Origin of the sequence: Nocardioides marmoriginsengisoli (assembly GCF_003725695.1) — a bacterium.
Classification (GTDB): Bacteria; Actinomycetota; Actinomycetes; order Propionibacteriales; family Nocardioidaceae; genus Marmoricola; species Marmoricola marmoriginsengisoli.
Genome location: NZ_RJSE01000001.1, coordinates 1 through 18,346, shown reverse-complemented (window position 1 = coordinate 18,346; position 18,346 = coordinate 1). Strand labels below are relative to the sequence as shown.

At 69.6% G+C, this 18,346-nt stretch carries 18 protein-coding genes and 1 pseudogene; 10 read left to right on the top strand and 9 right to left on the bottom strand.

Features of this window, described 5'->3' with window-relative positions; genetic code table 11:
- Positions 1–42 precede the first annotated feature (42 nt).
- Both EFK50_RS00090 and EFK50_RS00085 read right to left on the bottom strand, forming a co-directional pair.
- Positions 43–489 carry a thioredoxin family protein gene (locus EFK50_RS00090; protein WP_123225518.1) on the bottom strand — a complete coding sequence of 149 codons (447 nt, stop codon included), beginning with the start codon at positions 487–489 and terminating at the stop codon, positions 43–45.
- Between the two features lie 55 nt (positions 490–544).
- Positions 545–850, bottom strand: coding sequence for a MoaD/ThiS family protein (locus EFK50_RS00085; protein ID WP_123225517.1), 306 nt, complete (start codon positions 848–850; stop codon positions 545–547).
- Between the two features lie 63 nt (positions 851–913).
- Here EFK50_RS00085 and EFK50_RS00080 point away from each other — a divergent pair, with 63 nt between their 5' ends.
- Positions 914–1,633: a response regulator transcription factor gene (locus EFK50_RS00080; protein WP_123225516.1), complete on the top strand. Its 720-nt coding sequence runs from the start codon at positions 914–916 to the stop codon at positions 1,631–1,633.
- Between the two features lie 10 nt (positions 1,634–1,643).
- Complete coding sequence (gene mshD / locus EFK50_RS00075; protein ID WP_123225515.1) at positions 1,644–2,543, top strand: mycothiol synthase; 900 nt, start codon at positions 1,644–1,646, stop codon at positions 2,541–2,543.
- Between the two features lie 2 nt (positions 2,544–2,545).
- Here the strand turns inward: mshD and EFK50_RS00070 are convergent, their stop codons facing one another.
- The gene (locus EFK50_RS00070; protein ID WP_123225514.1) at positions 2,546–3,601 is read right to left on the bottom strand and encodes an alpha/beta hydrolase; all 1,056 of its coding nucleotides are present in this window, start codon (positions 3,599–3,601) and stop codon (positions 2,546–2,548) included.
- Positions 3,602–3,653: 52 nt separating this feature from the next.
- Between EFK50_RS00070 and EFK50_RS00065 the strand changes: the two genes are divergently transcribed.
- Both EFK50_RS00065 and EFK50_RS00060 read left to right on the top strand, forming a co-directional pair.
- Positions 3,654–5,825: an RNA degradosome polyphosphate kinase gene (locus tag EFK50_RS00065; RefSeq protein WP_221177218.1), complete on the top strand. Its 2,172-nt coding sequence runs from the start codon at positions 3,654–3,656 to the stop codon at positions 5,823–5,825.
- 97 nt (positions 5,826–5,922) lie between these two features.
- Positions 5,923–6,855, top strand: coding sequence for a sulfotransferase family 2 domain-containing protein (locus tag EFK50_RS00060; RefSeq protein ID WP_123225512.1), 933 nt, complete (start codon positions 5,923–5,925; stop codon positions 6,853–6,855).
- A 106-nt stretch (positions 6,856–6,961) separates the two neighbouring features.
- Here EFK50_RS00060 and EFK50_RS00055 read toward each other — a convergent pair whose 3' ends face one another.
- The gene (locus tag EFK50_RS00055) at positions 6,962–8,002 is read right to left on the bottom strand and encodes a hypothetical protein (RefSeq protein ID WP_123225511.1); all 1,041 of its coding nucleotides are present in this window, start codon (positions 8,000–8,002) and stop codon (positions 6,962–6,964) included.
- Between the two features lie 75 nt (positions 8,003–8,077).
- Here EFK50_RS00055 and EFK50_RS00050 point away from each other — a divergent pair, with 75 nt between their 5' ends.
- The 5 genes from EFK50_RS00050 (at position 8,078) to pstB (ending at position 13,075) form a co-directional block, all read left to right on the top strand.
- The gene (locus EFK50_RS00050; protein WP_221177217.1) at positions 8,078–8,983 is read left to right on the top strand and encodes an NUDIX hydrolase; all 906 of its coding nucleotides are present in this window, start codon (positions 8,078–8,080) and stop codon (positions 8,981–8,983) included.
- Between the two features lie 173 nt (positions 8,984–9,156).
- Complete coding sequence (gene pstS, locus EFK50_RS00045; RefSeq protein WP_123225510.1) at positions 9,157–10,242, top strand: phosphate ABC transporter substrate-binding protein PstS; 1,086 nt, start codon at positions 9,157–9,159, stop codon at positions 10,240–10,242.
- Between the two features lie 25 nt (positions 10,243–10,267).
- Positions 10,268–11,200 (top strand): phosphate ABC transporter permease subunit PstC, encoded by a 933-nt coding sequence (pstC, locus tag EFK50_RS00040; protein ID WP_123225509.1) that lies wholly within the window; start codon positions 10,268–10,270, stop codon positions 11,198–11,200.
- Complete coding sequence (gene pstA, locus EFK50_RS00035) at positions 11,200–12,270, top strand: phosphate ABC transporter permease PstA (RefSeq protein WP_123225508.1); 1,071 nt, start codon at positions 11,200–11,202, stop codon at positions 12,268–12,270. Before pstC ends, pstA begins: the two co-directional genes overlap by 1 nt.
- A 25-nt stretch (positions 12,271–12,295) precedes the next feature.
- On the top strand, positions 12,296–13,075 hold the full coding sequence (pstB, locus tag EFK50_RS00030) for a phosphate ABC transporter ATP-binding protein PstB (RefSeq protein WP_123225507.1): 780 nt from the start codon (positions 12,296–12,298) through the stop codon (positions 13,073–13,075).
- A gap of 50 nt (positions 13,076–13,125) precedes the next feature.
- Here the strand turns inward: pstB and EFK50_RS00025 are convergent, their stop codons facing one another.
- From EFK50_RS00025 to cspE, 5 genes are all read right to left on the bottom strand, one after another.
- On the bottom strand, positions 13,126–13,728 hold the full coding sequence (locus tag EFK50_RS00025) for a PDDEXK family nuclease (RefSeq protein ID WP_148046001.1): 603 nt from the start codon (positions 13,726–13,728) through the stop codon (positions 13,126–13,128).
- A gap of 543 nt (positions 13,729–14,271) precedes the next feature.
- Positions 14,272–15,291: an inorganic phosphate transporter gene (locus tag EFK50_RS00020; protein WP_123225505.1), complete on the bottom strand. Its 1,020-nt coding sequence runs from the start codon at positions 15,289–15,291 to the stop codon at positions 14,272–14,274.
- 3 nt (positions 15,292–15,294) lie between these two features.
- Entirely contained in the window at positions 15,295–15,912 is a 618-nt protein-coding gene (locus EFK50_RS00015) for a DUF47 domain-containing protein (protein ID WP_123225504.1), read from the bottom strand.
- Between the two features lie 173 nt (positions 15,913–16,085).
- Positions 16,086–16,232, bottom strand: coding sequence for a hypothetical protein (locus EFK50_RS21955; RefSeq protein ID WP_183407617.1), 147 nt, complete (start codon positions 16,230–16,232; stop codon positions 16,086–16,088).
- Positions 16,233–16,355: 123 nt separating this feature from the next.
- A complete protein-coding gene (gene cspE / locus EFK50_RS00010; protein WP_123225503.1) occupies positions 16,356–16,559 on the bottom strand; it encodes a transcription antiterminator/RNA stability regulator CspE in 204 nt (67 codons plus the stop codon).
- 423 nt (positions 16,560–16,982) lie between these two features.
- Here cspE and EFK50_RS00005 point away from each other — a divergent pair.
- Positions 16,983–18,346 (top strand): annotated as a pseudogene (locus EFK50_RS00005) (hypothetical protein); the annotation flags it as partial.

Genomic DNA, 18,346 nt, shown 5'->3' with positions numbered 1-18,346 from the left:
GAATCCGGCTCCCCGACTGGGCCGTTCGGCCAGATTCAAGACCTACAGCGCACCCAGCGCGCCCAGGACCTGCTGCTTCGTCGGCGCACCGGTGGCGCGGGTGATCTCGGCGCCGGTCGCGTCCAGGATCAGGGTCGTCGGGGTCCGCAGGATGCCGAGCCTCCGGACCACGTCGAGGTGCTGCTCCGCGTCCACCTCCAGGTGCCGGACACCCGGTACGACGGTCGCGACGTCCTCGAGGACCCGCCGGGTCGCCCGGCACGGGGCGCAGAAGGCCGAGGAGAACTGCAGCAGGGTGAAGGAGTCGCCCAGGTCGCCGGCCCAGGGAGTGCCGGTCAGGGCGGACTCGGCAGCCGGGTCCGCCGGGGCGTCGGTGCCGCCGCGGACCTTGTGGGTGCCGCGGAACCTGCCGTCGGTGAGCGCGCGGTAGCCGCCGAAGGCCAGCGCGATCGCCAGCGCGGCGACCAGGATCCAGGCTCCGCTGCTCATGTGGAGGTCAACGCCGTACGACGGGAAACATTCCGCCGGCGTCCCGCCCGCACCTCTAGCCTCCGGCGAAAGGCGGCAGGAACTCCACGGTCTCCCCCGGACCGACCAGCACCGTCGCCGGGTCGGCCTTGCCCACCGGGCGGTCGCCGAGGAGGAACGAGCAGGTCCGGAGCACCGCCTCCGCGCGGCTCCCCGGACCCCCGTGCGCGGCCGTCGTACGGGCGATCAGGTCGGCGAGGGTGACCGGTCCGCCGACACCGATCTGCTCCTCCGCGACCCCCGTCGCGGCGCGTGCCGCAGCCCAGAACCGGAGTGTGATCTGTCCGGCAGGTGGCTGATCCGGTGCCGGTGGGGCGTTCATGTTCGATATCCTCTCGTATTGGCCGACCCCAGGCTGGACCTGTGGTCAGACGGGAGGACGCGCGTGAGTGCCCTGCTTCTGCTGACCAGCGCCCTGCAGCCGTCGGCGGACGTCCTGCCCGGACTCGCCCTGCTGCCGCACCAGGTGAAGATCCTGCCGGCCGAGGGCAGCGCCCTCCTCGAGGCGCCCGCCACCGACCTGGTCCTGATCGACGGCCGCCGTGACCTCGCGCACGCCCGGGACCTCTGCCGCCTGATCCGGACTACCGGATCCGACAGCCCCGTGCTGCTGATCGTCACCGAGGGCGGCCTGGCCGTGGTGGCGGCCGACTGGGGCATCGACGACGTCGTCCTGGCCACCGCCGGACCGGCTGAGATCGACGCCCGGATCCGGATCGCCCTCGGGCGCCAGGCCGGCGCGAACGACCCGAACGACCCGGAGGCGCACATCATCCGCGGCGGGGAGGTCGTCGTCGACGAGGCGACCTACACCGCCAAGCTGGGCAAGCGGACCCTGGACCTGACCTTCAAGGAGTTCGAGCTCCTCAAGTACCTGGTCCAGCACCCCGGCCGGGTCTTCACCCGGGAGCAGCTGCTCCAGGAGGTCTGGGGCTACGACTACTTCGGCGGCACCCGGACGGTCGACGTGCACGTACGACGGCTCCGCGCCAAGCTCGGCCCCGAGAACGAGTCGCTGATCGGGACCGTGCGCAACGTCGGATATAGGTTTGTGCTCCCACCCAAGGAGAAGGCCCGCGACCGCGAGGACGCGCCAGCGAAGTGAGGCTCCACCGATGAGTTTGGCCCGGATCGATCCCGACGACTTCGACTCCGCGAGCGGCACCGGCCCCGCCGCCGAGGTACGCCGGATCGCGGAGGCGTGCGACACCGCCGACGGCGTGATCACGCTGAACGAGCAGGCGTGCCTGCAGCTCCAGCACCGCGGCCTGCGGGACGCCGCGCTCTGGCTCGGCGACGGCGGGTTCGCGCTGCTGCACGGTCAGATCCTCGACCTCGCGGTGCACCCGGAGGCCCGGAACGCAGGCGTCGGCACCGCCCTGGCCCGGGCCGCCCTGGCCACCACCGACAAGGTCGAGGCCTGGTCCCACGGCGACCATCCGTCCGCCGGTCGGATCGCGTCCCGGCTCGGCATCCCCAAGGAGCGCGAGCTCCGGATCATGAGCCGGCCGACCTCCCTGCCGGTGACGCCGCTCCCGGTCCCCGCCGGTGTCCGGATCCGCACCTTCACCCCGGCCGACGAGGCCGCGCTGCTCGAGGTGAACGCCGCCGCGTTCACGCACCACCCCGAGCAGGGCCACATGACGCACGAGGACTTCGCCGAGCGGGTCGCCTCGCCGTGGTTCGACCCGGCCGGCCTCTTCCTCGCCGTACCGGAGGTGCCCGAGCCGGGCCAGCCGGAGATCCTCGGCTTCCACTGGACCAAGGTGCACCGCGACGAGAACCCGCCGTACGGCGAGGTGTACGTCGTCGCCACCAACCCCAAGGCGGCGGGGCGCGGGCTGGGCAGCGTGCTGACCAACATCGGCCTGGCCCACCTGGCCACCCAGGGTGTCGACGAGGTGATCCTCTACGTCGACGGCGACAACGACCCGGCCGTCGCGCTCTACGAGCGTCAGGGCTTCACCACGGTGCGGACCGAGGTCCAGTACCGCGGGACGACCAGCGGGATCTAGCCTCAGGCTCCGAGCGCGACCTTGAGCCGGGCGGCGATGTCGGCGGCGTTGGCGCGGGCCTCCCGACCGACACCGACCATGTTGAAGAACCCGTGGATCATCGACGGGTACCGCTGGGTGGTGACCGGGACGCCGTGCTGCGCGAGCAGCCGGGCATAGGCCTCGCCCTCGTCGCGCAGCGGATCGAAGCCGGCGGTGGCGACGAACGCGGGCGCCAACCCGGAGGGCAGCTCGGTCCTGGCCCCCGGTGAGCCGAGCGGCGACGCCTTGGCGGCCTCGTCCGGGAAGTACCAGTCGCTCAGCCGATCCATCCCCTCCTTGGTCAGGTAGAAGCCGCCGCCGTCGAACAGCTCCTGGCTGCGCGACCGGGTCGTGAAGTCCACGACCGGGTAGATCAGCAGCTGGAACGCCATCGGCAGGCCGGCCTCGGCCGCCTGGATGGCGGTGGTCGCCGAGAGCAGCCCCCCGGCCGAGTCGCCGCCGACGGCGAGCCGTTCGGGGTCGGCGTTGAGCGCGTCGGCGTTCTTCACCAGCCACTGGTACGCCGCGAAGCAGTCCTCGACCGCGGCCGGGAACGGGTGCTCCGGCGCGAGCCGGTAGTCGATCGAGAGCACCTGGACGCCGGCCAGCTCCGCCAGGTGGCGGCAGGCGCCGTCGTGGCTGTCGAGGTCGCCGAGCGCCATTCCGCCGCCGTGGATGAACATCAGCGTCGGCACCGGGTCGGCGCCGAGCCGCGAGGACGGCAGGTAGAGCCGGGCCGCGATCGGCCCCTCGGCGCCGTCCACGGTGAGCTCGCGGAGCGCGCCGATCGGCTGCTTGCCGGCCACCATCCGCCCCTGCTGGACGACGACCGGGCGCGCTTCGGCCGCCGACATCCCGACCCCGAGCGGCGGCTGCTTGGTGATCTCCTGGAGCTTGAGCAGCATCTGGGTCTCGGCGGCCAGGGTCTGCCCGTCGAGGACGACCGGCTTGCGCAGCAGGGCGCGCTGGGCGCGCTCGGGAAGGCCCATCGCGACCCGGAGCACGACGGTCTCGACGGCGGTCTGGAGGGAGGACATGGGCTCAAAGTACTTCACGCTCCGTTCACCTGTCCCTGTCACACTGCGCCCCATGAGCACCGACACGTTCCCCGCCGATCCGGGCGACGGCCCGCTGGAGTCGGCGCTGCACGTGGTCGCCCCGTTCGACGTCGACCCGCCGTACGAGCCCGAGGTCGACGACCTGGAGACCGGCGAGTTCGACGACCGGTTCCTCGACCGGGAGCTCTCCTGGCTCCGGTTCAACCAGCGGGTGCTCGAGCTGGCCGAGAACCCGGCGCTGCCGCTGCTCGAGCGGGCCCGGTTCCTGGCCATCTTCACCAGCAACCTCGACGAGTTCTTCATGGTGCGCGTCGCCGGCCTCAAGCGCCGGATCGCCGCCGGCGTCGCCGTACGGGCTGCGTCGGGCCTGATGCCGAAGGAGGTGCTCGCCCAGATCTGGGCGGAGGCCTCGGTCCTGATGGCCCGGCACGCGCAGGTGTTCCAGGAGCAGCTGATCCCGGCGCTGGCCGAGGAGGACATCGCGCTGGTCCGCTGGGAGGACCTGGACCGCGACGAGCAGAAGCACTGCAAGAAGATCTTCAAGGACCGGGTCTTCCCGGTGCTGACGCCGCTGGCCGTGGACCCCGCGCACCCGTTCCCGTACATCTCCGGGCTCTCCCTCAACCTGGCGGTGCTCGTCGCGAACCCGAAGACCGGCAAGGAGCACTTCGCCCGGGTCAAGGTGCCGCAGAGCTTCAGCCGGTTCGTCGCGCTCGGCAACCAGCGGTTCGTGCCGCTGGAGGACGTCATCGCCGAGCACCTCAAGCGGCTCTTCCCCGGGATGGAGGTCAAGGCCGTCCACACCTTCCGGGTGACCCGCAACGAGGACCTCGAGGTCGAGGAGGACGACGCCGAGAACCTGCTCAAGGCACTGGAGAAGGAGCTGCTCCGCCGCCGCTTCGGCCCGCCGGTCCGCCTCGAGGTCGAGCAGAGCATGGACGAGCGGGTGCTCAACCTGCTGATCTCCGAGCTGGGCGTCCGCGGCGACGAGGTGGTCCGGCTGCCCGGCCCGCTGGACCTGCGCGGCTTGCACGACATCGCCGACCTGGACCGCCAGGACCTCAAGTACGACGCGTTCCTGCCCTCGACCCATCGGCTGCTGGCCCCGGTCGAGTCGTCCTCCCCGGTGGACGTCTTCAAGGCCGTCTCCCGGGGCGACGTGCTGCTGCACCACCCGTACGACTCGTTCAGCACCTCGGTGCAGCGGTTCATCGAGCAGGCCGCCGCGGACCCGCAGGTGCTGGCGATCAAGCAGACCCTCTACCGCACCTCCGGCGACTCCCCGATCATCGATGCCCTCGTCGACGCCGCCGAGTCCGGCAAGCAGGTGCTGGTGATCGTCGAGATCAAGGCCCGCTTCGACGAGCAGGCCAACATCCGCTGGGCCCGCAAGCTGGAGCAGGCCGGCTGCCACGTGGTCTACGGCATCGTCGGCCTGAAGACGCACTGCAAGCTGGCGATGGTGGTGCGCGAGGAGCCGGACGGGATCAAGCGCTACACCCACATCGGCACCGGCAACTACAACCCGAAGACCGCTCGGATGTACGAGGACTTCGGCCTGCTCACGACCGACGAGGTCATCGGCGAGGACGTCGCGCACCTCTTCAACAACCTCTCCGGATGGTCCCGCAACGCCTCCTACGACCAGCTGATGGTGGCGCCGGACTCGGTCCGGTCCGGCCTGATCGAGCGGATCCGGTCCGAGGTCGCCCACCACCAGGCAGGGGCGCCGGCCCGGATCCGGATCAAGGCCAACTCGGTGGTCGACGAGGCCGTGATCGACGAGCTGTACCGGGCCTCCCGCGCCGGCGTACCGGTGCAGCTGCTGGTGCGGGGCATCTGCTCGGTGCGACCGGGCGTGCCCGGTCTGAGCGAGACCATCCAGGTCCGCTCGATCCTGGGCCGGTTCCTGGAGCACAGCCGGATCTTCTGGTTCGAGAACGGCGGCGAGCCGGAGGCGTACCTCGGCTCCGCGGACATGATGCACCGCAACCTCGACCGCCGGGTGGAGGTCCTCGTCAAGCTGCCGACCCCCGAGCTGGTCGCCGAGGTCGGCTCGGTCCTCGACCTCGCCTTCGACCCGGGTACGGCGGCCTGGGAGCTGCACTCCGACGGCACCTGGTCGGCCTGCGAACCGGTCGGGGACGAACCGTTGCTCGACCTGCAGAACGCGCTGGTGGCCGCGCACCACCGACGTCGCTGAGCCCCAGTTCCGCAATGCCCGGGCGGGGGCGACCACGCCGCTGTAGGGTCGCGTCGCAGGCCCGCCCGACCACGGGTCGCGAGACGAAGGGGCAGTGATGCGGGAGTACGGACCGGGCCGCCCACTGGTGTTCAGCCACATTCCGAAGACCGCCGGTACCTCGTTGACCGCGGCGTTGCACGACGCGTTGAAGCCGGAGATCTACGTCCAGGGCATGGACCGCTCGCTGGCCGGCGAGTACGACGAGTTCGACGCGTTCAACGCGACCGCGCGGGACATGATGTACCTGTCCCCCGAGGAGCTCCCCGCGGACGCGACGCTGGTGGCCGGCCACATCGGTCCGCACACCACGATGACCCGCTACCCGGGCGCGGACCACATCACCTTCCTGCGCAACCCGAAGTCGCGGCTGTTGTCCCAGTGGATGCACAGCCGGTCGCTGACCGAGTTCGACATCCGGCACTGGGGACCGGGCGCGGAGGCGTTCCGGGTCGGCTGGCTGCCGCTCGGCGAGTACTTGAAGCACCCGCTGGTGACCACGAACACCGACAACACGATCGCCCGCTTCCTGGCATGGCCGAACCCGGTGCTCCGCGGCAGCGAGTTCATCGCACCCGCCGACGACGACGCGGTCGCCGACGCGGCGCTGGCCCGGCTCGAGGCGATGGCCCACGTCGACCTGGTCGAGAACGCCGGCTTCGTGGCCCGGCTCGGTGACTGGCTCGGCCAACCGCTCTCCGAGACACGCCTGAACGAGCGGGCCTACGTGCCCAAGCGGATGCGCCCCGACTTCGCCGCCGAGCTCGACCAGGAGACCCTGGACCTGCTCGACGAGCGGACCCGGATCGACGAGCGGCTCTGGCGGCACGTCGCCGCGCGAGTGCTGCCGGGCGAGGACCTCGACGCCGTCCTGGAGACCTCGTTCCGGCGCTCGATCGAGCGCTACGTCGAGTCGTTCAAGAACCCGGCCCCCTCCGGCCGTCCGGTACGGCGCGCGGTGGCGTTCGCGTACAACACGCTGAAGCGCTGAGTCTGCGCGCACCTCACCAGGTTTCGACAGGCTCGGTCCCGGCCTCGTTCCTCAGCCGCGCTCGCTGCTCAACCACCGACGATCAGGTCCGCTGACGCGTCCCTGATCAGCAGGTCGCGAACAGCACCGGACCGCTGTCGACCGCGGAGAGGACGAACCCGGCCTTCTCGCGCGGAGTGAGCCGGAGCTGCACGGTCGCACCCTCGGTGCCGGAGGACTTCAGCTCCAGGTCGTCGCTGAACGACCCGCCGCGCCCGGGGGCCTCGCCGACGATCAGCTTGGCCCGAGCCCGCAGGTTCTCCTTCGCGGCCGCCTTGTCGGCGAACAGCTGGGAGACCGCCAGGCTGCGATCGGCACCGAACGCCATCGCCATCCCGGACAGCGGGGTCAGCTTGCCGGCGTTCGCCAGCAGGACCTCCGCCTGGGCCCGGGCGTCGTCGTCGGCCTGGGACATCGCCAGGTCCGAGCAGGCGAAATCGCGCGTCCAGACCATCGCGGCCGCCGGCTCCTCCAGCGGGTCCACCACCTCCCGGGCCGACGTCAGGTCGCCCAGGGACTTCGCGTCGCCCTGCGCGGCCCTGCTCGCCGTACGGGCGTAGGACTCGGTGTCGCTGGTCACCACCAGGTGCTGGTCGGCGAGGACGCTGACGAACTGCAGCTCCGGTGTGATCGTCGGGTCGATGGCGGCGACCAGGTCGATGCCGCCGACCCAGATCCCGTCCTCCTTCTTCGGCTTCGTGAAACCGAGGTCGTCGAGGTTGCCGCGGACCTTGTCGAAGTCGAAGTCGTCGGGCATCCGCAGCACCATGGTCGCCCCGTCGTCGGCCTGGGCGTACGCCTCCCAGTCCGCGGTGGCCGGCGAGAAGCCGAAGTGCTCCTGGAGCGCCGAGGCCGACTCGTCGACGCTCGAGACCGCGGAGAGGTCGGCGTCGTAGGCGCGGGAGATCAGGTCGTCCACCAGGTCCGTGTCCGGGTCGTCGCCGGCCTCGATCTTCAGCGCGCTGCGCACCTCGCGCCAGTCGGTGAACGAGAGCCGCTTCGTGGCCGACGGCACCACGTCGAGGGCGCGGCTCAGATCGGAGCGGTTGTGCTCGCGCCAGATCCGCTGGGCGACCACGACGACGGTCACGATCACGGCGAAGGCCACCAGCAGAGAGATGACACGACGATGTTTACCCACGGCGACTTCCCCAATTGCTCGACTGCCGGTGAGACTAGCGTCATGGCCCCCAAGGACCAGGCACCCACGGAGGAGATCCTCGCGAACGGGCCGGACGTCGTCGCCGCCGGAGCTGTCGTCGTACGGAAGGACGGGGGTGGCGAGGTGCTTCTCGTGCACCGCCCCAAGTACGACGACTGGGCCTGGCCGAAGGGCAAGCGCGACCCCGGCGAGCACGTCACCACGACCGCGGTCCGCGAGGTGCTCGAGGAGACCGGGGTCGAGATCCGGCTGGACCGGCCGCTGCCGCCGCAGCTGTACGTCGTGTCCGGCGGCCGCGCCAAGACGGTGCACTACTGGATCGGCAGGGTCGTCGGCGATCCGGACGTCTCCGGTTACGCGGCCAACGACGAGATCGACCAGGTCGCCTGGTTCGGATTCGACAAGGCGCGGGCCCGGCTGACCTACACCGGCGACGTCGAGCTGCTCGACCGGGTCGAGCGCCGGCACAAGCGCACCAGCGTCCTGGTGGTGCTCCGGCACGCGCGCGCCACGAAGCGGGCCACCTGGACCGGCCCGGACGAGGAGCGGCCGCTGACGAACGTCGGCCGGGTGCAGGCCCGCAGCCTGATCCCGGTGCTGTCGGCCTTCGGGGTGACCCGGGTGGTCACCTCCGACAGCCAGCGCTGCCTGCGCACCGTGACGCCGTACGCGCGCGACCAGGTGCTGGCCGTCGAGGCGGTGCCCGGGCTCAACGAGGTGGACTCGACCGCGGTCACCGTCGAGACCGTCGTACGCGACCTGCTGGCGACCAAGGAGAACGCCGTGCTCTGCACCCACCGCCCGGTGCTGCCCGACGTCCTCGACGTCCTCGGCATCTCCGAGGAGCCGCTCGGGCCGGGCGAGATGGTGGTCTGCCACCACCGGAAGGGACGGGTCGTCGCGACCGAGCGCTACCTGGTCCGATGAACGGATCCCGGTCCCTGGGACGTGACCGGCGTCTCCTCGCGCCGCGTCCCCGCTGGACCTCGACCACATGGCCGTTTCGCGTTCACCTTGCGTTCACCTGCGTCGGCGCGACGCGTCACTTCAGATTCCTAACGTCTTAAGTGACAAACCGTCAAAGACAACAGGAGATTCAAGTGAACCGCACACTCCGACGCGTCGCCGCTCCCGGCATCGCAGCCCTTGCTCTCGGTCTCGCGGTGTCGGCATGTGGCGCCGGCAACGAGTCCGACGGCTCCGGCAGCTCCCTGAAGGGCACCATCGCCGGTGCCGGCTCCAGCGCGCAGGACTCCGCCATGAAGGCATGGCGCGCGGGATACCAGACCGACAACTCCGGCGTGACCGTGAACTACAACCCGTCCGGCTCCGGCGCGGGTGTCGAGCAGTTCGTCGACGGCGCGATCGACTTCGCCGCCTCGGACTCCGCTCTCGACGCCGAGAAGGGTGAGATCGACGCCGCGAAGTCCCGCTGCGGTGGCGAGAACGCTCTCGAGGTTCCGAGCTACGTCAGCCCCATCGCCGTGGTCTACAGCCTCGACGGCGTCGACAAGCTGAACCTGTCCGCCTCGACGATCGCTAAGATCTTCGACGGCAAGATCACCAAGTGGAACGACGCCGCGATCGCGATCGACAACCCGGGCGTCGACCTGCCGGGCAGCACGATCACCCCGGTCCACCGCTCGGACGAGTCGGGTACCACCAAGAACTTCACCGACTACCTGAGCAAGGCCGCCGACGGCGCCTGGAAGTACCCGTCCGACAAGGTCTGGCCGCTGAAGTCCGGTGAGGCCGCCAACGGCACCTCCGGCGTCATCGCCGCGATCAAGTCCGGCAGCATCGGCTACGCCGACGAGAGCCAGGTCGGCGACCTGACCGTTGCGTCGATCAAGGTCGGCGACGCGTACGTCGCGCCGTCCGCCGAGGGTGCCGCCAAGGCGCTCGAGGTCTCCCCGACCGACGACACCCGCGCCGAGGGTGACCTCGCCATCAAGGTCGACCGGACCACGACCGAGGCCGGCGCCTACCCGCTGTTCCTGGCGTCGTACGTCATCGCCTGCCCGACCTACGACAAGGCGAAGGCCGACATCGTCAAGGGCTTCCTGAGCTACGTCGTGAGCACCGACGGGCAGGCCGCTGCGGCGTCCAACGCCGGTTCGGCTCCGCTCCCGGCCGCGCTGCAGACCAAGGCCGCCTCGATCATCAACACGATCGCGGCCAAGTAACCACCACCGAGGAATCAACACTCTCGTGAGCACCGTGACGACGGGGACCGGATCGCCCAAGCGACGCTTGGGCGATCTGGTCTTCGCCAACCTCACCCGCGCCGCCGGCCTGACGATCCTGATCGCGCTGGCCGGCGTCGGCATCTTCCTCACCGTCGAGGGCATCCCCGCGTTCGGCGCCGGGCCCGACGACCTCAAGGGCCACAGCAACCTGCTGACCTACGTCGCCCCGCTGGTCTTCGGCACGCTGCTGGCCGCCGTCATCGCCCTGCTGATCGCGGTCCCGCTGGCACTCGGCGTGGCACTGTCGATCTCGCACTACGCACCGCGTCGGATCGCTGCCGGGGTCGGCTACCTGGTCGACCTGCTGGCCGCGGTCCCGTCGGTCGTCTACGGGCTCTGGGGCATCGCCGTACTCGGACCGAAGCTGGTCCCGGTCTACAAGTGGCTGGCGAGCCACTTCGACTGGATCCCGTTCTTCGCCGGACCGGCGTCCAACACCGGCCGGACCATCTTCACCGCCTCCATCGTGCTGGCCCTGATGGTCCTGCCGATCGTCACCGCGATCACCCGCGAGATCTTCGCGCAGACGCCGCGGCTGAACGAGGAGGCCGCGCTCGCGCTCGGCGCGACCCGCTGGGAGATGATCCGGCTCGCGGTCCTCCCCTACGGCCGGTCCGGGATCGTCTCGGCGGCCATGCTCGGCCTGGGCCGGGCACTCGGCGAGACGATGGCGGTCGCGATGGTCCTCTCGGCCAGCGGCGTGGTCACCTGGAACCTGATCTCCGCGACCAACCCGTCGACGATCGCCGCCAACATCGCCCTGACCTTCGCCGACGCGACCGGCACCGCACGGAACGCGTTGATCGCCTCCGGCCTGGTGCTCTTCCTGATCACCTTCGTCGTCAACTTCTCGGCGCGAGCGATCGTGTCCCGCTACGAGCCCGGGAGCAAGTGATGACCGATCTCGCCCCAGCCCCCACCGAGCGCGCTGCCCGCAGCATCAAGAACCCGCGCCTCCCGCAGTACGCACCGTTGATCGCCCTGGTCGTGGCGGTCGCCGCGTCCGCGCTCCTCGGCCTCACCCTCGGGTGGGGCGTGATCCCGATCGGGATCGTCGCCGCGATCTTCTACCTGATCGGCCTGACCACCTGGTCCCGGATCATCGAGAACGCGCGTGCCGCCACCGACCGTCTGGTGACGTCGCTCGTCTGGGTGTCGCTGACCATCGCACTGATCCCCCTGGTCTCGCTGCTGTGGAAGGTGATCGACGAGGGGAAGGGCGCGCTGAACGGCAAGTTCCTGACCTACTCGATGCGCAACGTCATCGGCGAGCCCGGCGGCATTTACCACGCGATCATGGGAACGCTGCTGATCACGCTGGCCGCCGCTGTCATCTCCGTCCCGATCGGACTGCTCGCCGCGGTCTACCTGGTCGAGTACGGCGCCCACTCCCAGCTCGCCCGCTGGATCCGGTTCCTGGTCGACGTGATGACCGGTATCCCCTCGATCGTCGCCGGCCTCTTCGCCTACGCGCTGTTCTCGTTGATCGTCGGGCCGGGGACCCAGTTCGGCATCGGCGGCGGTGTCGCCCTGTCGATCCTGATGATCCCGATCGTGGTTCGTTCGTCCGAGGAGATGCTCAAGCTGGTGCCCGCGGACCTGCGCGAGGCGTCGTACGCGCTGGGGGTGCCGAAGTGGAAGACGATCCTCAAGGTCGTCATCCCGACCGCGATGGCCGGCATCATCACCGGCGTGACGCTGGCGATCGCCCGGGTGATCGGCGAGACCGCTCCACTGCTGATCATCTGCGGCGCCACCGACTCGGTGAACCTGAACCTGTTCCACGGCCAGATGGCGAGCCTGCCGGTCTTCATCTACGGCAGCTACACCCAACCCGGAAGCAACCCTGAGATCCTCAAGCAGATGGCTTGGGGAGCCGCGCTCATCCTGATCCTGATCGTGATGGCGCTCAACATCCTCGCTCGCGTCCTGGGGAAGCTGTTCTCCCCCAAGACCGGGCACTGAGAAAGACTGAGGCTAGGAAAAGATCATGGCCAAGAGCATCGATGTCTCTGACCTGAACATCTACTACGGGGACTTCCTCGCGGTCGAGGGCGTCAACATGACGATCACCGCGCGGTCGGTGACCGCCCTCATCGGACCCTCCGGTTGCGGCAAGTCCACCTTCCTGCGCACCCTGAACCGGATGCACGAGGTGATCCCGGGCGCCCGCGTCGAGGGCAAGGTGCTGGTCGACGGGCAGTCGCTCTACGACAGCGCCGTGGACCCGGTGGAGGTACGTCGGATGGTCGGCATGGTCTTCCAGCGCCCGAACCCGTTCCCGACGATGTCGATCTACGAGAACGTCCTCGCCGGGCTGCGGCTGAACAACAAGAAGCTCTCCAAGTCGGATGCTGACGCGGTCGTCGAGAAGGCGCTCCGGGGCGCGAACCTCTGGAACGAGGTCAAGGACCGGCTCACCAAGCCCGGCATGGGCCTCTCCGGTGGTCAGCAGCAGCGGCTCTGCATCGCCCGCGCGATCGCGGTCGAGCCGCAGATCCTGCTGATGGACGAGCCCTGCTCAGCCCTCGACCCGATCTCGACGTCGGCGATCGAGGACTTGATCCACGAGCTCAAGGAGCAGTACACGATCGTCATCGTGACCCACAACATGCAGCAGGCCGCCCGCGTCTCCGAGGACACCGCCTTCTTCAACCTGGCCGGCGCCGGCAAGCCGGGCCGCCTGGTCGAGATGAACCCGACCAAGAAGATCTTCAGCGTCCCCGACGAGGAAGCCACCGAGGCCTACATCTCGGGCCGCTTCGGCTGACCCTTCTCCCCCTGCGCCTGGTACCGGAACATGCGAATGTTGCTGCCGGGTCAGGCGGCGTATGCAGGAGCACCACGCGCAACATTCGCATGTCGGTGTGCGAGGGCGACGGCATTGGCCAGCACCTCAACGACGTACGCCGGCCGGAAGATGACCTGGGGCCAGCTGAACCGGATGACGATCAGCCCCTGGGTCACGAACGCGTTGTACCGAGCGCAGTCGCGGGTCAGGGCGGCGGTCTCGCCGTGCCAGGTGAAGCTCTCCGCTTCGATCACGATGCCGAGCCGCTCGTCGAGCAGGTCAGGATGCAGCACCCGACCATCGGCGATCCGGATCGGACGTTGCGGCTCCACGTTGAGCCCGGGCACGGTCGAGGCAATGGCGCGCAGGGTCGACTCGTAGGCGTTCGCCGCTGCCGCCGTAGCCATCGCCGCGACCGCCATCGCCCGCCTCCGACCGCGTCCCCGCATCGACGCCGCCAGCCGTACGAGTGCGGGCGACGTGATGTCGCCGGCCCGTACGGCGCTGTCGGCGATCGGGACCGACTCCTCGAGGGGCAGGTTGCGCATGCAGTCGATCAGCGTTCGACGCATCGACGTCACACCGTCGACCACGTCCTCGGGTGCCAGGTTCGACCAGTGCGGCACGAGCACGGATCTGACGCTCGGATCGATCCTCCGATCGCGCGGGAAGGTCACGTCGGGAAGGTCCGGCACCCGACGCTGGCCCCAACCGTGCCGCTGCGCAGCGCTCCGCATCGACACGACGCCGGCGTGAGCTGCCGCCGCACGGACGGCCTGGCTCGCGGTTGTCAGCGCGTAGCGGCCGCGCCCGACCCGAAGCAGAGTGCCCGTACGAAGCGCTCGGTCCACCGCGCTTCGCCCGCAACGCTCGACAAGGACAGCGCGCTGGCACGCACCGCCGAGGATCGTGACATGACTGATGAGGTCCATGGCCCAACCGTGCGCAATCGGGTGCACGCTCGGTTGAGGTGATCCACAGACTGCGCGCCGCCGTACTCGAACCTGCGAATGTGGGCCGAGATGCTCCCGAAAGCCTCATCCGCACCGGCAGCAACATTCGCATGTTCCCGTACGACGTGCGGGGACGGAAGGTACGGCGGCCGCGGCGTGGGACCGGACGGGACGGGACGGTGCGCCGCCCGACCTGGAGGACCGGACCAGGCCCGGCGGGGGTCAGGGGAGCTGGAAGACGAAGTGGCAGATCCAGTAGACGATCGCTGCCGCCAGGCCTGCGGCGGGGAAGGTGAGGACCCAGCCGGTGACGATCGTGCGGGCGACTCCCCAGCGCACGGCGGAGAACCGCTTGGTCGCTCCGGAGCCCATGATCGCCGAGGTGATCGTGTGCGTGGTGGAGATCGGCGCGTGGAAGATGAAGGCGGTCGAGTACAGCACACCGGCACCGACCGCTTCGGCGGCGAAGCCGCGGGCCGGGTCCAGGTGGATGATCTTGCGGCCGAGGGTCCGCATGATCCGCCAGCCGCCGGCGTAGGTGCCCGCCGAGATGGCGCCGGCCGCGGCCAGGATCACCCAGAGGGGCAGGTCGTCGCCGTCGCTCGCGTAGCCGCCGGCGACCAGCGCCAGGAAGATCACGCCCATCGTCTTCTGGGCGTCCTGGAGTCCGTGGCCGAGCGCGAGCGCCGCCGCGGAGACCGTCTGCGCCAGCCGGAAGCCGCGGAAGACCCGGTGCGGGCTCCGGCGCCGGAAGATCCACATGATCGCGAGCATCACCAGGAACGCCGCCGCGAAGCCGAAGACCGGGGACGCGAGCATCGGGATGACGACCTTGTCGAGGATCGTCTGCCAGTGCACCGAGATGCCCTTGTCGGAGAACATCGCCGCCGCGAGCGCAGCCCCGACCAGCCCGCCGATGAGCGCGTGCGAGGAGGACGACGGCAGGCCGAAGTACCAGGTGATCAGGTTCCAGGTGATGGCCCCGAGCAGGCCGGCCATCACGATGATCAGCCCGTGGCTGCCCCCCGGTACGTCGATGGTGTCGCTCACCGTGTGCGCGACCTGCTGGCCGAGGAGCGCACCGATGAAGTTCATGATCGCCGCGAGGGTCAGCGCGATCCGCGGGGTCAGCGCACGGGTCGAGACGGAAGTCGCGATCGCGTTGGCCGCGTCGTGGAAACCGTTCGTGTAGTCGAAGGCCAGGGCCACCACTACCACCGCGATGACGATGGCAAGTTCCACCGGTCAGGACTCCTTGACGTGAATCTGTTCGACGATGTTGGCGACCTTCTCGAAGGCGTCGATCGCGTGCTCCAGCGAGTCCACGACGTCCTTGAGCTTCATCACCTCAAGGGCCTCGTACTTGCCGCTGAACAGCTTGGCCAGGATCCGCCGGTAACTCTTGTCGCCGGTGTTCTCGAGGCGGTTGACCTCGATCCAGTACTCCTCGAGGTCCTTCATGGCCTGCAGCCGCGGCATCGCCTCGGCGGTCAGCTCCGCACAGCGCTGGATGACCTCGATCTGCTCGGTCATCCCCTCGGGCAGGTGCTCGACCTCGTAGAGGACGACCAGGTCGACGGACTCCTCCATGTAGTCCATGACGTCGTCGAGCATCGAGGACAGCGCGTAGATGTCCTCGCGGTCGAACGGGGTCACGAAGGTGCTGTTCACCCGGCGGACGATCTCGTGGGTGGTCTCGTCGGCCTCGTGCTCAGCCGCCCGCATCCGCCCGGCGAGCTCCGTCCGGTCGGTGCCCTCGTCGAGCAGCTCCGCCAGCAACGCAGCGCCCTCGACCAGGTGCACCGCCTGCGCGGTCAGCAGGTTGTAGAACGCGGTGTCGACTGGCTTGAATTTGAACGCCAAGGTGAACTCCTGGAGAGCAGGATCAGAACGGCACACATGCTAGGTGTAGATCATGGCGGTCGCACAAGCGGCTGCGCCACCGGGGATGCCCGACCGGGCGGTCTGAGCGTACGCCGTACGACGACGGTTACCGGTATCACACCGGGATCGTCCAGATCCGTGCGGTACGACGGTCAGCCGAGTCCGAGCAGCCGGTCGATCTCCGCGGGCGCCAGCGGGCCGTCCGACTGGTTCGCGGCCGCGATCAGGGTGGTGGTCAGTTCGACCTCGTCGAGCAGGTCGGCATCCTCGAGCTCGACCTCGAGCGGGTCTGGAGACACGACGAACCTCCTGCCTGGGCGAGCTGACGAGACCTGCTACCCACGTTCATACACGCAATTGCTGAGGGGCTCCGACCATTTGGTCGAAGCCCCTCAGACTTGTACAGCTAGGTGATCGTGAGATCAGATGGCGCGAACGTTCTCCGCCTGCGGGCCCTTGGGACCCTGCGTGACGTCGAACTCGACCTTCTGGTTCTCATCGAGCGACTTGTAGCCGTTGGACTGGATCGCGGAGTAGTGAACGAAGACGTCGTCCCCGCCGTTCTCCTGAGCGATGAAGCCGAAACCCTTCTCGGCGTTGAACCACTTAACGGTGCCTTGAGCCATGCTGGTAATTCTCCTTATTGGGGCGAGAGACGACCACTTCGGACGCCTCTTCACAGATGCGGTGATACGTCGTCCCGCCTCGCAAGGAGAAGAAACGCCGTTGGATCACAAACTCCAACCGCGTTGGTAAAACCGCTGGAACTTGCACCTGCAGGTAAGACACTACCAAGGTTGAGGGTTCTGTCATCCCCCCTGAGCAGCAAACCTGTCGAGTTCACGGAACATTGCCGGGCTGTTCGTGTCCGGGACCACAGCCGGGAGGCGGCTCTCCGTGTCGAATCAATCTCTGGATCGTTGATCCGGTACCGGTATCCGAGTGCGACAATTCGTGGCGAAGTGCGGCATTGGCTCCGCAAACATGCAAGGGTTCAGACTGCAGGGGTGAGCACCGCCCGTTCGGGTGGACCAGGGAAGGGGTGAGTCGTGGCACGTGGTCGCCGCGCCGGCTCCGTCAACCCTGAGCAGGAACCTGCAGCCTCGTCCGCCGCGACCGGCGAGGACGACCTGATCGACCCGCTGCGGATCGCGTTCGACGGCCTCGAGGACGTCCAGGAGGAGGAGAGCGCCACCCGCTCCCCCTCCGACCTCCGGGGCGAGGTCGCGCCGTACGACCCGCTGGCGGTTCTCGACCAGGCCATGGCGGACGGCGGTGCGCCGGATCCGATCGAGGAGACCGAGGACGAGACGCCGAGCGGCCGTCGCGGGATCTTCGGGCGCCGCAAGAACAAGGACAACCTCCCCGACGACGAGGCGATCGCGCCTGCCGTCGCCTCGCCGCGAGCCGAGCCAGCCGGTACGACGGACGCCGCCGCTGACGAGCCGCGGGTCACCACGTGGGCCGAGGACCTCGCCGACGACACCTTCTCGATGGAGCCCTGGGCCACCGGGGAGATCCCGGCCATCCGGGACACACCGCCGGCGAAGCCGGTCGCGAAGCCCCGTACGCCGGTAGCCGACGAGCCCGCGCCGACCCCTCGCGGGCGCCGCCGCAAGGCGGCCGCCCAGGACGACGACGTACCGGCACCGACGGCTGCCTGGGATCGCCAGGTCGACGGCGGTGAGGAGCCGGCGAACTTCCTGAGCTCCTACCTCGAGACGGTCGACCCGCTCGAGACAGCCGGCGCGGAGATCGCCGCCGCCGACGAGGCGGCCCGTGCCGAGGAGGCCGAGCGGGCACGCCTGGAAGCCGAGAAGGCTGCCGCCGAGGCTGCGGAGGCGGAGCGGCTCGAGGGTGCTCGGGTCGAGGACGAGCGGCTGGCGGCAGAGCGCGACGAGCAGCACCGGCTGGTCGCCGAGCGTGCGGCTGCCGAGGACGCCGAGTCGGCCCGACTGGCCGTGGAGCGGGTCGCCGCCGAGGAGGCCGCCGAGAAGCAGGCCGAGATCGAGCGGGCCGCGGCGGAGGAGGCTGAACGCCTCGCTGCCGAGCAGGCCGCCGCAGAAGCAGCCGAAGCCGAGCGGGTCGCCGCGGAGAAGGCCGCCGCGGAGGCGGCCGAGGCGGAGCGAGTCGCCGCCGAGCAAGCTGCGGCCGAGAAGGCCGAGGCCGAACGCCTCGCTGCCGAACAAGCCGCCGCAGAAGCCGCCGAAGCCGAACGCCTCGCCGCCGAGCGAGCCGCCGCGGAAGCCGCTGAGGCCGCCCGCCTCGCCGAAGAACAACGCCTCCGCGACGAAGCCGAGGCCGAGCGCATCGCCGCCGAGAAGGCCGAAGCCGAACGCCTCGCCGCCGAACAGGCCGCCGCCGAAGCAGCCGAGGCCGCCCGCCTCGCCGAAGAACAACGCCTCCGCGACGA